This window comes from Phyllobacterium sp. CL33Tsu, assembly GCF_900113985.1.
GTDB lineage: Bacteria > Pseudomonadota > Alphaproteobacteria > Rhizobiales > Rhizobiaceae > Phyllobacterium > Phyllobacterium pellucidum.
Genome location: NZ_FORJ01000004.1, coordinates 236,939 through 251,447, shown reverse-complemented (window position 1 = coordinate 251,447; position 14,509 = coordinate 236,939). Strand labels below are relative to the sequence as shown.

The 14,509-nt window shown below is 58.6% G+C and carries 14 protein-coding genes; 5 read left to right on the top strand and 9 right to left on the bottom strand.

Translation table 11 applies throughout. The features are described from left to right. Positions 1-92: 92 nt before the first annotated feature. Positions 93-773: an amino acid ABC transporter permease gene (locus BM074_RS16260; protein ID WP_027232214.1), complete on the top strand. Its 681-nt coding sequence runs from the start codon at positions 93-95 to the stop codon at positions 771-773. 2 nt (positions 774-775) lie between these two features. After that, positions 776-1,549 carry an amino acid ABC transporter ATP-binding protein gene (locus tag BM074_RS16255; RefSeq protein ID WP_027232213.1) on the top strand — a complete coding sequence of 258 codons (774 nt, stop codon included), beginning with the start codon at positions 776-778 and terminating at the stop codon, positions 1,547-1,549. A gap of 122 nt (positions 1,550-1,671) precedes the next feature. Here the strand turns inward: BM074_RS16255 and BM074_RS16250 are convergent, their stop codons facing one another. From BM074_RS16250 to BM074_RS16235, 4 genes are all read right to left on the bottom strand, one after another. Further along, complete coding sequence (locus BM074_RS16250) at positions 1,672-2,838, bottom strand: diphosphate--fructose-6-phosphate 1-phosphotransferase (RefSeq protein ID WP_091923374.1); 1,167 nt, start codon at positions 2,836-2,838, stop codon at positions 1,672-1,674. A 65-nt stretch (positions 2,839-2,903) separates the two neighbouring features. Continuing rightward, positions 2,904-3,800 carry an NAD-dependent epimerase/dehydratase family protein gene (locus BM074_RS16245; protein WP_091923372.1) on the bottom strand — a complete coding sequence of 299 codons (897 nt, stop codon included), beginning with the start codon at positions 3,798-3,800 and terminating at the stop codon, positions 2,904-2,906. A gap of 51 nt (positions 3,801-3,851) precedes the next feature. Next, positions 3,852-4,853: an ABC transporter permease gene (locus tag BM074_RS16240; RefSeq protein ID WP_027232210.1), complete on the bottom strand. Its 1,002-nt coding sequence runs from the start codon at positions 4,851-4,853 to the stop codon at positions 3,852-3,854. 41 nt (positions 4,854-4,894) lie between these two features. Beyond that, positions 4,895-5,638 (bottom strand): ATP-binding cassette domain-containing protein, encoded by a 744-nt coding sequence (locus BM074_RS16235; RefSeq protein ID WP_091923370.1) that lies wholly within the window; start codon positions 5,636-5,638, stop codon positions 4,895-4,897. Positions 5,639-6,136: 498 nt separating this feature from the next. Here BM074_RS16235 and BM074_RS16230 point away from each other — a divergent pair, with 498 nt between their 5' ends. Then, entirely contained in the window at positions 6,137-7,126 is a 990-nt protein-coding gene (locus tag BM074_RS16230) for a sugar-binding protein (RefSeq protein WP_027232208.1), read from the top strand. A gap of 122 nt (positions 7,127-7,248) precedes the next feature. Here BM074_RS16230 and BM074_RS16225 read toward each other — a convergent pair whose 3' ends face one another. The 3 genes from BM074_RS16225 to BM074_RS16215 all read right to left on the bottom strand — a co-directional run bounded on the left by BM074_RS16225 (position 7,249) and on the right by BM074_RS16215 (position 10,219). After that, a complete protein-coding gene (locus BM074_RS16225; protein ID WP_091923368.1) occupies positions 7,249-7,875 on the bottom strand; it encodes a hypothetical protein in 627 nt (208 codons plus the stop codon). 34 nt (positions 7,876-7,909) lie between these two features. Beyond that, positions 7,910-9,304, bottom strand: a complete 1,395-nt coding sequence (locus tag BM074_RS16220) for a selenium-binding family protein (RefSeq protein ID WP_091923366.1) — start codon at positions 9,302-9,304, stop codon at positions 7,910-7,912. A 153-nt stretch (positions 9,305-9,457) separates the two neighbouring features. Beyond that, positions 9,458-10,219 carry an ABC transporter substrate-binding protein gene (locus BM074_RS16215; protein ID WP_091923364.1) on the bottom strand — a complete coding sequence of 254 codons (762 nt, stop codon included), beginning with the start codon at positions 10,217-10,219 and terminating at the stop codon, positions 9,458-9,460. A 233-nt stretch (positions 10,220-10,452) separates the two neighbouring features. On the opposite strand from BM074_RS16215, the gene BM074_RS16210 reads away from it, so the two are divergent. Next, positions 10,453-10,656 carry a hypothetical protein gene (locus BM074_RS16210; protein ID WP_027232204.1) on the top strand — a complete coding sequence of 68 codons (204 nt, stop codon included), beginning with the start codon at positions 10,453-10,455 and terminating at the stop codon, positions 10,654-10,656. Positions 10,657-10,837: 181 nt separating this feature from the next. Here the strand turns inward: BM074_RS16210 and BM074_RS16205 are convergent, their stop codons facing one another. Continuing rightward, positions 10,838-12,502, bottom strand: coding sequence for a dihydroxyacetone kinase subunit DhaK (locus tag BM074_RS16205; protein WP_091923582.1), 1,665 nt, complete (start codon positions 12,500-12,502; stop codon positions 10,838-10,840). 137 nt (positions 12,503-12,639) lie between these two features. Between BM074_RS16205 and BM074_RS23345 the strand changes: the two genes are divergently transcribed. Next, positions 12,640-12,933: a hypothetical protein gene (locus BM074_RS23345; protein ID WP_244532894.1), complete on the top strand. Its 294-nt coding sequence runs from the start codon at positions 12,640-12,642 to the stop codon at positions 12,931-12,933. Positions 12,934-13,282: 349 nt separating this feature from the next. Here the strand turns inward: BM074_RS23345 and BM074_RS16195 are convergent, their stop codons facing one another. After that, on the bottom strand, positions 13,283-14,290 hold the full coding sequence (locus BM074_RS16195; RefSeq protein ID WP_027232201.1) for an AI-2E family transporter: 1,008 nt from the start codon (positions 14,288-14,290) through the stop codon (positions 13,283-13,285). Positions 14,291-14,509 lie beyond the last annotated feature (219 nt).

Sequence of the window (14,509 nt, the reverse complement as noted above, 5' to 3'; positions counted from 1 at the left end):
TTACGACCGGCGCGATTTGCGCTCTAAGAGGGCAGGGCATTTGTCCCTGCCTTTTTCCTATTAAAATACGGGCTCACCAGGGAGAACCGGATTTGACCCATTGGCTGACACTGATGCTTGAATCTCTGCCCTCGCTGCTCTGGGCAGGATTGGTTTTCACCATTCCCCTGACGCTGCTCTCCTTCGTCCTGGGGCTGGCTGTCGGCCTGATCGCAGCGCTCGTCCGCTTGTTTGCCCCAGCACCCTTTGCAGCGGTCATCAAGTTCTACGTGTGGATCATTCGCGGCACCCCGCTTCTCGTCCAGTTGTTTCTGATCTTCTACGGTCTGCCAAGCGTCGGTATCGTCCTTGATGCGTTCACCGCCGCGTTGATCGGCTTCACGCTCAATATCGGTGCCTACACGTCGGAGATCTTGCGTGCGGTCATTTCCTCCGTGCCCAAGGGGCAATGGGAAGCTGCCTATTCGATCGGCATGAGCTGGGGGCAGGCGATGCGTCGCACGATCCTCCCGCAGGCCGCGCGGGTCGCCGTTCCGCCCCTGTCGAATACCTTCATCTCGCTGGTCAAGGATACCTCGCTTGCCGCCGCAATCACGGTGCCGGAATTGTTCCAGGCAGCGCAGCGCATCGTTGCAACCACCTATGAACCACTGATCCTCTATGTCGAGGCGGCGTTGATCTACCTCGTGATGAGCTCGGTCCTGTCATCGCTGCAGGCGCGGCTGGAGACGCGCCTCAATCGCTATGGCGGCTTCCTGGAGGCGCGCTCATGAGCATGGTCGATCTCAAAAATATCGTGAAGCGTTTCGGCGATCTGACAGTGCTGAATGAGGTCTCGCTCAGCGTTGCCGAAGGCGCGGTCATGGCACTCGTCGGCCCTTCGGGAGGGGGCAAGAGCACGCTGTTGCGCTGCATCAACCTCCTGGAAATTCCGACCTCCGGATCCGTCGATATAGCCGGCGACAGGTTGGAGTTTCGACCGGACCTTCGCGTCAACAGCAAGGACGTTCACAGGCTTCGCCGTCACACCGGCATGGTGTTCCAGAACTTCCAGCTCTTCCCGCACCGGACCGTCATCGAGAACGTCACCGAGGGACTCACCACCGTACTGAAATGGCCGAAGGAGCGCGCGCGCGAACGGGCCATGATGCTTCTCGAAAAGGTTGGCCTCGCCCACAAGGCCGAGGTATGGCCCTCGACGCTTTCGGGCGGCCAGCAGCAGCGTGTGGCCATCGCGCGGGCGCTCGCGCCTTCGCCAAAGGTCCTCCTGTGCGACGAGCCGACATCGGCGCTCGACCCCGAACTATCGGGCGAGGTAGTCGACGTGCTGGCGCAACTTGCCCGTGAAGGAACGACGATGGTGATGGCGACGCACGATCTGCGGCTCGCATCGAAAATCGCCAATGAGGTCATTGTTCTCGACGGTGGAGTCATCGTCGAACAAGGGTCTTCGCGCGATATCTTCACGCGTCCGCAACGCGAACGAACAAAACGGTTCATCGCGACATTGACGCATGAGGAGAGGAACACCCAAGGCGAGGGGATCTGATTTCCCTACCCGCCTGGGCTTCGTGTCAATCCAGTGAATCCGTGTCGGCGGGGAAGTTGTGAATTTCCCACTTATCCTGAATGGACGCGGACCGCGTCGCGCACTAGCAGTTCCAGGTAGCTCTAGACAAACGGTTTCGCGAGTTTGAGCCGCCGTGGCAGCAACCGGTCGAAATAGGCCTTGCCGCCGGCAGCAAGACGCGTTCCCTCCGCAGACAGGAAGCCGGAGGGCAGGTGACGCGTCTTTCCCGCGACATTGGCGAGCGGCACCAGGCGGATACGTGTTATGCCGCCTTCCTCCTGCAAGGCAACCGAACCCCCACCCTGTGCTGCAGCTTCGACCGCAAACGTGCCCGCATCAAAAGCTTCTTGCGCATCGGTCGCGTTGATCATCCCGGCATTGCCGCGCGGCAAATAGCCGAACGTGTCAACCCGGGCGCGCACGCCGGGCAATCCGTCGCGCAAGGCCTGTTCCACCGCCATGCCGAGATCGCCACCGGAGAGGCGAACATTGCCATGCGCGTCAAATTCAAGGCGCTCGCGCGGTACGAGATTTTCTACCACCGAACGGCCGTCCTCGGCGGTAACGCCTTCGGACATGGCAACGATGCAGCGGCCATGACGATCGATGACGGAGCGAACCTCCTCGATGAAACGCTTTGGCGAGAAGGCGAGTTCGGGAACATAGAGGAGATGCGGTCCGCTCTCGTCGTCAAATTGCCATGCGGCTGCTGCGGCGGTCAGAAAGCCGGCATGCCGGCCCATGACGATGCCGACATAAATGCCCGGCAAGGCGCGGAAATCGAGATCGACGCTGGCGAAAGCCGTCGCGACGAACTCGGCGGCCGAGATGAATCCCGGGGTGTGGTCGTTTTCTTCAAGGTCATTGTCGATCGTCTTCGGCGCGTGAACGAAGGCGATATCGCCGCCTGCAGCGTCATTCAGGATCTGTTGCGTCCCAGCCGTATCGTTGCCGCCAATATAGATGAAGGCCGTGGCACCTGCCTGTCTCAGACCTTTCAGGACCTTTTCGCAATAGGCTGCGTCCGGCTTGTCGCGCGTGCTGCCCAATGCGGCACTGGGCGTTGCACCGAGCAAACGGAGTTTCTCTTCGGGAAGCGCGGAAAGGTCGACGAAATTGCCGTCGCGAATGCCGCGCACGCCATGGAGCGCGCCTAGAATGCGCGCACCCTTATGGCGTTTGCGCGCCTCGATCACCGCTCCAGCCAACGTCTGGTTGATGACGGCGGTAGGGCCGCCGCCTTGCGCAATTACGAATGTCTCGCTCATGTCCGCCCTCCGCTCTTGTCATCTTTGCCTTGACGAAGCAATTGGACTTTGAGGGGAGGGGGAAGTCAACTCTGTTTGACGTATTTCCGCCAATCATGCTCTTCGCGAAACCCGAGGACTTCGCGTGTCTTGCGGTTGGACAACGGTGCTTCGAACTCCCCAAGTTCGCGGGTGATTGTCACGTTGGGGCAGTATTTGGCGAGGAATTCCTGCGTCGGCAGCGTCGCCGTGATCGTGTCGTTGACCGCATTGAACACCTGGAAGCCGAGACCGTCCTTCTGGATCGCCAGATCGACGATCTGCCCGAGATCGCGGGCATCGATATAGCTCCACGCATTGCGTTTGCGCGACATCGGATTGGCGATGAAATCCGGGAAGCGATCATATTCATGCGGCTCGATCACATTGCCGATGCGCAGCGCGTAAATGTCCGCGCCGGTGCGCATGGCAAAGGCCCGTGCAGTCTTCTCGTTGACGAGCTTCGATAGTCCGTAGCTGTCCATCGGATCGATGTCGTAATCTTCTTCGAGCGGGAACGCATGAAAATCCTTGTCGCCCTCGGCAAAGCAAACGCCATAGGTCGTTTCGCTCGAGGCGATGATGACCTTGCGGATACCGAGTTTGACCGCCGCCTCGATGACATTGTAAGTGCCGATCGTATTGACCCGGAACGTTTCGTTGTCGGGCTTGATCAAAACGCGTGGCACCGCTGCAAAATGCACGACCGCATCGATCGGCGCCGGACCTTTGCCGGTCTCGAACCCATCGAAGCCGAAGTGACTCGAAAGGGCGTTGAACATTTCGCCGCTGTCGGTGATATCGGCAAACAGGGTGTTGACGCCTGGATAGTCCAGGGCAACGAGGTCGATATTGAGAACCTCATAGCCGTGCTCGACGAGGTAGGGAATCACGTGACGCCCCGCCTTGCCAGCGCCGCCGGTGAACACGATACGCTTCTTCATTCTGGTTTCTCCATGTGCCGGGGCACTGCCGTCTGGGAGTCGGCAATGCCCTCAATTGTCGCTTTGGCGCAGGTTGCGCAGCCTGTCGAAGAGGACGGCGAAGAGGATTGCGCCGCCGATGAAACAGCCTTGCCAGAAGGCATTGATACCGAGAAGACCAAGGCTGTTGCGGATCACCTCGATCAGCGCTGCGCCGACTAGCGCACCGAGCGCGGTGCCGACGCCGCCGGCGAGGGCCGCGCCACCGATGACGGCCGCGGCGATGACCTGAAGTTCAAGACCCGTGCCGATATTGGTGGTAATCGCGCCGAGCCAGCCGGTCTGGATGATGCCGGCGATGCCGGCCGATAGTGAGGAGATCATATAGACGGCAACCTTGATGAGCCGGACCGGCACGCCGGTGAGGGTCGCCGCATGTTCATTGCCGCCTATCGCATAGACATGGCGCCCGAACCTTGTCCAGCGCAGCACAAAGCCGGTCAGGAGCGCCAGCACGATCATGTAAAGGACAGGATTGGCGATGCCGAGGAACCACGCGCCACCGCCGAGCGCGAGCAATTTGTCATGGTCGGGCCCGAACTGGAACACGACCGTGTTGCCGGAGGCGACCATGGCGAGACTGCGCGCGATCGACAAGGTGCCGAGCGTGACGACAAAGGGGGGCATGCCGATATAGGCAATCAGGATGCCATGGCACGCACCGATGGCGAGAGCGGTGGCGATGGACGCGGCAATGCCGATTTCGATGCTGTAGCCGGCATGCATGACCACGCCGAGGATCATGCTGCATAAACAGAGGACCGATCCGACCGAGAGATCAATTCCTCCCGTGATGATGACCAGCGTCATGCCGAGCGCGATGATCGCGACAAAGGTGACGTTGCGGGTGATGTTGTAAAGGTTCTTTGTCGTCGCGAAGGAATCCGTGGCGAACGAGAGGAAGATACAGGCGAGGATAACGGCTATCAGTACCCAGAACGTCTGGCTTCCCAGGACGGACGAGAGCCAGTTGTGCTGCCTTTGGTTGATTGTCTGATCAAGTGTGATGGCCATGGTCGACCTCGGTTCCTCCAAATGGTTCGATGCCCGACGGATCAGGCAAGCTGTTCGATCGCGCCGGTGATCAATCCCGTGACTTCTTCAGGCGACGTCGCTCCGATCGACTTGTCAGCAACCTTCCTGCCGCGCCGCATCACTATGACCCGGTCGGCCACGTCGAAGACGTCGGGCATGCGGTGGCTGATGAGAATCACTGCAATACCCTGTTCGCGCAGGTTGCGGATCAGGTTGAGGACCTCGGCAACCTGGCGGACCGAGATTGCCGCCGTCGGCTCGTCCATCAGCACGATCTTGGCCTCTGATAAACGCGTACGTGCAATAGCCACAGCCTGGCGCTGCCCCCCGGACATCTGTTTGACCAGGTCGCGCGGCCGCGTCTCGGATTTCAGTTCAGCGAAGATCTGGCCGGCGCGCTTGTACATATTGGCGTAGTCGAGGATACGGATGGGACCGAAACCCCGCCGCAGTTCGCGCCCAAGAAAGACGTTTGCCGCCGCCGAGAGATTGTCGCAGAGTGCAAGATCCTGATAGACGATCTCGATTCCATGCTGGCGGGCATCGATTGGCTTGTGCATGATGAGTTCGGCACCATCCATGCGCATGGTGCCTTCGCTCTGGCGGAAATTTCCGGCTATCATCTTCACGAGCGTTGATTTACCGGCGCCATTGTCCCCCATGAGGCCGACGACCTGGCCGGGTTCAATCGCGAATGAAACATCATTGACCGCTTGTATCGCGCCGAAATGCTTCGAAATATTGATGAGTTCGAGAACCGCCACCAGCTAACCTGCCTCCCTTTTTCTGTGCGCTCGCTATCCCGCTCGTTCATGCGGATATCGTCGCGACCTTCCATCCCCTCCCAAGGAAAGCGGTAGGTCGAATTTACGCAAACGCTTAATCAAGCGTCAATCAACTTTCGGGTGATTGCAAGCCCATACAACCAAAAATAGTTTTATATTACAAATACCCGTTGACGGGGAAACGTTGGCGTTATTAGCTAGCGTCAGGGAGGAATATCTGATCACGAAAGCGACGGGGCAAGTCGGGCGGAACCCGTTCGCGGTCAATGCGGTAACGCGTACTCGCCGCTCGTTCCTGGTTCGAACCGGAACCTGGAAGACATCGGGATCAGGCAAAGGTCGCCTGCATCGGACTGAAATAACTATCGACTGGTTTCCGCGATACGTGTGATTGCAGAACAACCTCGTATTGTCTGGCATCCAGATTGATCTGTGTGGCGGGCACGCTCGTGTCCGTTGGGTTCAAGGGAGGAACAAATGAGGAAATCAATTCTACTGTTAGCCGCCGCTGCGCTCGCGCTCGGTGCCGGACCAGCTCTGGCGAAGAAGCAGCTTGTCATCGTCGTCAAGGGTCTCGACAATCCATTCTTCGAAGCCATCAACCAGGGCTGCCAGAAGTGGAACAAGGAGAATGCGAGCTCGGAGTACGAGTGCTTCTACACCGGCCCAGCTTCGACATCCGATGAAGCAGGTGAGGCGCAGATTGTCCAGGACGTGTTGGGCAAGGCAGACACGGCCGCGATTGCCATTTCACCATCTAACGCCAAGCTAATCGCGCAGACGATCAAGACCGCCAATCCGACGGTTCCGGTCATGACGCTAGATGCCGACCTTGCTGCTGAAGACTCTGCCCTGCGCAAGACCTATCTTGGCACGGACAACTACCTGATGGGCGCCAAGATCGGCGAGTACATCAAGAAGGGCAAGCCGAGTGGCGGCAAGATTTGTACGATCGAAGGCAACCCCGGTGCGGACAATATCCTGCGCCGTGCGCAGGGCATGCGCGACACGCTCAGCGGCCAGAAGGGCTTGACCGCCCTGAAAGGCGAGGGCGGCTGGACAGAAGTTGCCGGTTGCCCGGTGTTTACCAATGATGACGGCGCCAAGGGCGTCCAGGCGATGACGGATATCCTCGCCGCCAATCCGGACCTTGACGCATTCGGCATCATGGGTGGCTGGCCGCTCTTCGGTGCGCCTCAGCCGTATCGTGACCTGTTCAAGCCACTGGCTGACAAGATCGCCAAGAATGAATTCGTCATCGGCGCGGCTGATACGATCGGCGACGAAGTCGCCATTGCCAAGGAAGGCCTGGTAACGGCTCTCGTTGGTCAGCGGCCTTTCGAAATGGGCTACAAGGCGCCATCGGTCATGATCAACCTGATTGAAGGCAAGACCGTCGAGGATCCGGTTTTCACCGGTCTTGACGAATGCACCAAGGATACTGTCGATACCTGCATTCAGAAGTAACCTTCAGGCGAGGAGGGCGCGTCATTGCGTCCTCCTTGTTTTGCGTTCAACGGGAAAAATCTGTTCCGGCAGCTCAATCATAATTCCAGGATGTGCAGAGGGCTTCCCGCAAAGCTGGTGCGCTAGGCAATCAGGATAAGGCCGGTCGCCGTCAGCGCCGCGATCCATATGAGATCGAAGTTGATCCACCCGCGCCGCAGGAACGCGAGCCCGAACCAGTCATAGACCGTGAGCGCGATCACAAGAATGACCGCCAGCATTGCGGCCATGTGGGTGCCGACCGCTGCGAGCGCGATCAAGAGCGACCCCGCAGCCGTCAGGTCCTGCCCAGGCATTGACGCGAGGCAAAGCGGGATCACGACCGGCACAAGCATGAGCCCCGCGCCATGCGCGCTCGCCATCAGGAACGACCAGAAGCCGAGGCCGACCATCCCCGTGGTCATGCCAACACGCACGCGGTGCCGGTGACCATAGGCGGCCTGATATGCCGCCCAGGCAAGCAGCAGGATACCCGCCGCGATTTCGAGTGGACGCTGATCGAAAATGAAGCCGAGCAATACGGCAACGAAGGCAACCACCGCGATCGAGGCTGCGTGGCCAAGCGCAATCGGCACGAGCGACCGCAAGACAACCATGCGGCTGCCGCGGTGGAGCCCGAGCGCTACCGCGAACAGCCAGCCCATCGCCGGGTTGAGACCATGAAAAACGCCAAGGCCGGCAAGCACCAGCCATGGAGAGATGGATGTCATTCTGCGTGTCTGCTCGTCGTTTGACCTGATGCCGTCATGGATAGCAGTAGGAATCCGACGAACAATCGCCACCTTCGAGCCGCACCTGGTGCGGCCGGTGGCTCTTCGGCCAATCGATGAAGAAGTTCTCATCGAATGTGATGCCGCCATTTTCGCCGACATCGAGCTTCACCATCCAGCCTTCGAGCCCTTCCGGATAGAACTGCGGATCGATGGGTCCGTAGAGCGAGTTGGTGAAGTAGACCCGCTTGCCATCGCGGCTGATTTCCACCATCTGCGGCCCGCCGTTCAGGGCGCCGTTCTTCGCTTTCGGATGCGTCGCCCGCGAGACGATGCCGCCGATGCGGACCCGGCCGGTTTCCTTCGGATTGAAAGGGTCGGAGACGTCATATTGGATCATGTCGCCGGTGCCCCAGCAGGAGACATAGAGGAAGCGGTCATCCATGGAAAGGTCGATGTCGGTGACAAGCGGCGCGACCGCGCCGAACCCCTTCAGCACGGGCGGCAACAGGTCGGGGTCGGCCGGCTCGGCAGGGATTTCGATGATTTTCTTCACGGCCCACTTGTCGCCGTCGCGATACCAGGTCCAGATCGACGCGGAAAGATCCTTGAGGCTGATGACGCAGCCGACAAAGCCATAGGCCTTGGTCGGGTTGTGCGCCGGACGCAGTTCGAACACCAGCTGGTATTCTTCACCCAGATCGATTTCCTGCAGATGCTTGCGCTTGTGGAGGTCCCAGAAGTGCAATCTGCGTCCGTACTTGCTTCCGAGCAGTATCTCTGGAACGAGACCGTTCTCAAACGTGTCGGGCGTTCCCCATTCGCTGGTTACCATCGTGTCATGCCCGAGGTGCCACCAGAAATCATAGGCGAGTTTTTGCGGGCCGCGGTCCATCTCCCACTGTCCCAGAACATCGAAACTCGTGGGGTCAAGGAGGAAGATGCCTCCCGGCGCCTTGCCTTCGGCATTGCCGAGCGCGTTCACGTAAATACCCTCGGGCCCGCAGTGAATGGTATGAAGGCGGGAGTAGCCTGCCTTTTCGGCGACTTCCTCCGGCTCGATGACGCGGATGATTTGCGGGTTCTTCGGATCGGGCTTGGTATCGATGATATGGAGCCGCGAGGAACGCAACCCAGGTACGACCAGATAACGGCGCTCCATATGCGGGTGAGGGGCATTCGGGCAAAGGCACGACGAACAGGCATTCCAGCCGAAGTGATGCAACTCATCACCGGCATTCGGCATATCGACCTGGCCGACAATCTGCGAATAGGTGGGCGATTGCGGATCGACATCCACGACGGTAATGGCGTCGGGGATTTTTCGTTCGGGATCGAAGGCGGCGACATAGGCCAGTTTTTCGGCCGGCGCTTTCGCCGCCATGCGCGGCGAGGGATAGAAGGAAGGATCAGGTTGCCAGGTTGCCATGATGATGCTCTCCTCGTGATCGATGACAGAGTGTGCTGAGCGGTCCCCAATGCGACTTTCGTATCAATCTTGGCATCTGGCCGCTGTGCTGTCCAATCAAGTCATTTGATGAGAGCGGGGCCACCCGACCGGGGTCGGATGGCTCTGTATCGATCAATAGATATCGAAGGCGAAATACTTCGAGACGATTGTCTTGTAGGTTCCATTGGCTACGATGGCATCGATCGCCTTGTTGAATTTCTCGCGCAGCGCGTCGTCGCCCTTGCGAATGCCGATGCCGGCTTCAGTTGCCGTTCCCGGAACGTCCGCAAGCATCTTGCAGCAATCCTTGCCGGCATTGTTGAGCCAGTCGACCACGACGAATTTGTCTGAGATCAGCGCGTCGATGCGTCCGTTCTGGAGGTCGGCGGCCGCTTCTTCCTGCGTCGGGTAGAGCTTCACATCCACGCCGGCCTTGCCATAGATGTCGGTCGCATAGTTGCCCTGGGTCGTTGACGCCTGGGCGCCGACGCTCTTGCCCTTCATGTCTTCGACGCCGACGCCGGCGAGCGTGCTATCCTTCGGGACGATGACCGCCAAAGGCGTGGTATAGTATTTGTTGGTGAAATCGATCTTCTGCTTGCGCTCTTCGGTGATGCTCATGGACGCAATGATGGCGTCATACTTGTTGGCCATTAAACCCGGGATGATACCGTCCCAGTCTTGCGCAACAATGGTGCATTTTGCCTTCATCTCATCGCAGAGCGCATTAGCGATATCGACATCGAGGCCAGCCAGCGTTCCATCGGCCTTCAGCGTATTGAAGGGCGGATAAGCGCCTTCAGTGGCGATGCGGATTTCTTTCCAATCCTGGGCTGCTGCGTTCGATGCAAAAGCGACGATGGCCGCAGCGATCGTCAGAAACGTTTTATTCATGTTCCATCCTCTTGGGTATCTGGCCTTTTGGCCCGCCAACACATTAGCCGAAGCGGAATGGATGCAAAGGATATTTTCACGCAAGAGTTGAATCAGCTCGCCGGACTGGCGGCTCTTCGAGACAACGGCGAAAAGCGGCGATTGAGCAATGCCGCAACCACTGCTAGCATGGACTGCCGTCGTGTGCACGGCCAGGCGAACTTCGTTCAAGCCTGCAACGTCGGAGGTTTGACATGGCCTTAAACGATGACAGACCGATTTCACTCTTCAAGAAGCTGGGCGGATTGATCGCCATTATCTTGGGTTTCCTGATTACTGCGTCAGGCTACCGCTACGGTTCGACGGAGTTCCTTACCATTGGCATCGCGTTCATCGCGCTTGGCATCATTTTGCTCGTGCTCATGATCGTCCGACGCAACCAGAGCGGGCATGTGTGACGCCGAGCAGGCCGACAGCTAGAGGGGAACCCTCGACCGCTCGGACGCTTGGTGTAGTACTAAGTTATTGATATTTCGTTATAATTTGCAGTTTATGGCATAAGAGTAGTTATGGAACTCACACCTTCGCATGCCAGACGCAAGAATGCGGGCTGGCAATTGATCCGGGCCGTACGCCCGGTCATGGACGGTGTCTCGTCTTGCCGTCAGCGATAACGGCTGCAGCGGCCTCGAATGCTGCTGCAACTGCTTCTGCACCGGGGTCGACTATGCCATCAAGATCGCGCGCGCCGACATAAGACGAGCGACCCGCTTTTGCCTTGGTCATCGATGCCGTTGCCTCGGCTCCGGACCTTGCAGCAACGGCAGCTTCTTGCGCTCCGCTGGCGGCAAGCGCATTCAGTGCGGGATCGAGCGCGTCGATCATCGTACGATCGCCGGGTTTGGCGCCGCCGTAGAATGTCATGCGATCGAGCCCTGAGATGAGTGCTTCCGGTACGTTTGCGCCTGCCGCCATCGACTTCGATGCCGCCGTAAAGAATATGGACAGAAGCACGCCGCTCGAACCGCCCATGCTGGTTGCGAGAATCGAACCTATGGCCGCAAATGTCGCCGCCTTGTCGGCTAGAGGCAGTGTATCGATCCGCGCCAGGATGCCGCGCGCGCCTGCTGCAACCGTGGAACCGGTATCGCCGTCACCAGCACGAGCATCAAGCCGGTTAAGGTCCGGTTCGAGCGCGACAAGCCTGTTGCAAACGGTCGCGAGCATTTCTTCGACTTGTGGGTCGCGACTGGCGGCCATATGTTCGATTTCGCTTCGCAGTGCGGGCGCGGGTACGATGGCTAGCTCATGGCGTTCGACAGGAGTTAGCCATGCGTGCGGTGCAACCTCCGCGAGAAGAGCCGCTTCGCGCGCCAGATCAAGCTTAATCAGCGACAGCGAAAAGCCGTTCATGTTGAGCGCTGTCATGATCGGCCCCGGGCCAATGATGAGCTTCACTCTGCCGCCAAGCGGTGTTGCAAGAACATTGCGCGCGATCAGGTTCATCTCGACTGGTGGCACGGCACCAAGGTTGTTGATGAGCAAAGCATATTCGCCGCCAGCGGGAATAGCGGCACTAAGGCGTTCGGCCATGATGCCGACAATACTCGCCGCGGCCTGGACGGGGATGCGCTCGACGCCCGGTTCTCCGTGAATGCCCAGCCCGAGTTCGCCCTCATTCTCGCCGAGCCGCGACTCCTGCGGCTGGCCTGGAATTGAACAGGTGGAATAGGCAACGCCGAGCGAAACGATCTCTGCCGCTGCCGTGGTGGCGGCCGCTGCGATGTCCTGCAACGCGTCACCGCGCTCGGCGAGAAAACCTGCGATCTTGTGGACGAACAGCGTGCCGGCGATACCGCGTGGCTGTGCGAGGTGCGGGAGCGCTATGTCATCGGCAACGATAACCATCTCGACGTCGAACCCTTCGGCGCGTGCCCGCTCAGCCGCAAGACCGAAGTTCAGCCGGTCGCCCGTGTAATTCTTGACGACAAGGAGGCAACCTGCAGGGCCAGTAACAGCGCGTATGGCCGTGAGCACCGCATCAACGCTTGGCGATGCGAAGATTTCCCCCGAGACTGCGGCCGTGAGCATGCCCCGCCCCACGAAGCCGGCATGGGCAGGCTCGTGGCCTGCGCCGCCGCCCGAAATGACGGCGACCTTCGACCTGTCCCAATCGGACCGGACAATGACCTTGATGTCCGGATATGAGTCGAGGCGGGCCAGCAGACCCGGGCGGCTGGTCAGCAGGAGGCCGTCGAGCGCCTCGGTGACGATGTTTTCCCTGCGATTGAAGAAGTGGCTCATCGGCATACCCAGTCTGTTGAATCATCAGGTCATAACCCGACCTGATGACACCAGTACTACGGTTTCCATCCTTGGCAAAATTGCGCACGATTGCGCGTGGCCATTTGGAAGCCACAGCCACGTTGGGAGAGCGGCACGTGCAGTTGCGCCTCGATCGCCTGCCGCTCAAGTCAGGTGCGCAACGCAAAGACCTATTTGTTCGTCCGGTCGTCGATGAAGACCCCGGCGCGCTGCGCTGCCTGGACGAAGGCCTGCCTGGCTTTTGCCGGCGTCATCCACCCTTCGAGGGCATCGCGATTGATGCGAACCGCACGCTTGTATTCAAGCCCATCCTGCTGCGGCCATTGATTTCGGAGACACTCAAGAGCCTCCCAAGCCGTCGCAACCAAACGGAGCCCCATGGCGCCAAGACTTATTCTGACTGGCGATGAAAACGACTTGTCGTCCATTACACCCTCCCCCTACCACTTTGCCCGATGCCCCGAACGAAGCATCGATGGGAGTGCGGCGCGTTATGCGACAGGATCTGCGGGCCGGTATCCACTGGGCATTGCTGGACTGCTGTCCGGCATGTTGCGGAATCCGGGATGTAAACGATGTCGGCATGACTGGAATGTGAAAGCATAGTTGAACTCCAAAACAGAATTGCGAACTATGTTTCCTCCTTTACCCCATTCTTTTTTGTTTGCTGTTCAGGGCTGTCATTACGATCTCAGATTTGAATCGCATCCGCAATACCAAATTCGGCGAATGCCGGTATATCTCAAGGTGCAATCGTTGTCAGATTAGCTGGCGGAACTTCAGCTCATCCTTCAAATAGGCGTAGTAGATCGGCGCAGCAATCAGGCCGGCAATGCCATACCAGGCCTCCAGGACAATCATCGCCAAGAGCAACTCCCACGCGCGCGCCTTGATGCGTGAACCGATGATCTTCGCATTGAGGAAGTACTCGAGTTTGTGGATGACAATGAGAAAAGCCAAGGATCCGAGTGCCGCAAACAGCGATACACTGAGGGCTACAATGACGATTACGGTGTTCGAGATCAAATTGCCGATGACGGGCAATAGACCAGCGATGAAGGTGACCGCGATCATGGTCTTGACGAGCGGAAGGTCTACGCCGAAGGAAGGCAGAATGAGGACGAGGAAGATCCCGGTAAAGAACGTGTTCAATGCAGAGATACGCAGCTGCGAGAAGACGATGTTGCGGAACGCGTCGCTGAAGTGATCGATACGATCGGTAAGCGCGATCGCCAGCGGGCCGAGCTGCCGTGACGGCGCAACCGAACTCAGTGCGACCATGCCACCTATGATCATGCCGATGATGATTCTTATGAGAAGGACACCGAACTCCCTCCCGACAAGCTGCAACTGTCCGGCATGTTCACGCAGCCAGACGGCGGCAACCGATTCCAGCTCTTCAAGGTTAGACGGGAAATAATCCCGCGCCCAGCTCGGCAGATGTACCTGCGCCGTATCGATGATTTCCGCCATCTTCTTGAAAAGTGACGCAATGCCTTCCGAGCCGTCACTCAGAAATGCGACGCCGCCGAGCACGGCCGCCACGATCAAAAGGATGAAGACGAGGGCAAGCAGCGCCAGAGCGACGGTCTTGGCAATTCGGCCATCGACGCCTGCCCTGCCGAGCAGCGGTGCCGAGAGGTGCACGACGTTATAGACAAGGAGGCCGGCAAGAAGCGCCGAAAGCAATCCCAGTTCGAGCACGGCGATAAGCGCTATGAACGATAAGACATAAGATGCAATTGTAAGCCGGTTGGCGGTAAGCAAGCGGTGCCCCTAGGAAGGCGTTATTCATTGCCCACGTTCCTACCCTTGAAGTCCGATGCGATGCAAGCACAACCGTTGGACAGCTCGGCGTTTCAACAAAATAGATTGAAAAATATAGTACTTTAAGATGAGATAAAATATCACTTAAAACGTTACTGCAAATGACAAGAAAATATTGACACCGGATCATGGTCTTGTTTAGACGGCATAACTAGGCCT

Coding starts and splice junctions, on each gene's coding strand:
- BM074_RS16230 (WP_027232208.1), top strand. CDS start 6,137: ATGAGGAAATCAATTCTACTGTTAGCCGCCGCTGCGCTCGCGCTCGGT.
- BM074_RS16245 (WP_091923372.1), bottom strand. CDS start 3,800: ATGAAGAAGCGTATCGTGTTCACCGGCGGCGCTGGCAAGGCGGGGCGT.
- BM074_RS16240 (WP_027232210.1), bottom strand. CDS start 4,853: ATGGCCATCACACTTGATCAGACAATCAACCAAAGGCAGCACAACTGG.
- BM074_RS16255 (WP_027232213.1), top strand. CDS start 776: ATGGTCGATCTCAAAAATATCGTGAAGCGTTTCGGCGATCTGACAGTG.
- BM074_RS16215 (WP_091923364.1), bottom strand. CDS start 10,219: ATGAATAAAACGTTTCTGACGATCGCTGCGGCCATCGTCGCTTTTGCA.
- BM074_RS16225 (WP_091923368.1), bottom strand. CDS start 7,875: ATGACATCCATCTCTCCATGGCTGGTGCTTGCCGGCCTTGGCGTTTTT.
- BM074_RS16210 (WP_027232204.1), top strand. CDS start 10,453: ATGGCCTTAAACGATGACAGACCGATTTCACTCTTCAAGAAGCTGGGC.
- BM074_RS16250 (WP_091923374.1), bottom strand. CDS start 2,838: ATGAGCGAGACATTCGTAATTGCGCAAGGCGGCGGCCCTACCGCCGTC.
- BM074_RS16205 (WP_091923582.1), bottom strand. CDS start 12,502: ATGAGCCACTTCTTCAATCGCAGGGAAAACATCGTCACCGAGGCGCTC.
- BM074_RS16220 (WP_091923366.1), bottom strand. CDS start 9,304: ATGGCAACCTGGCAACCTGATCCTTCCTTCTATCCCTCGCCGCGCATG.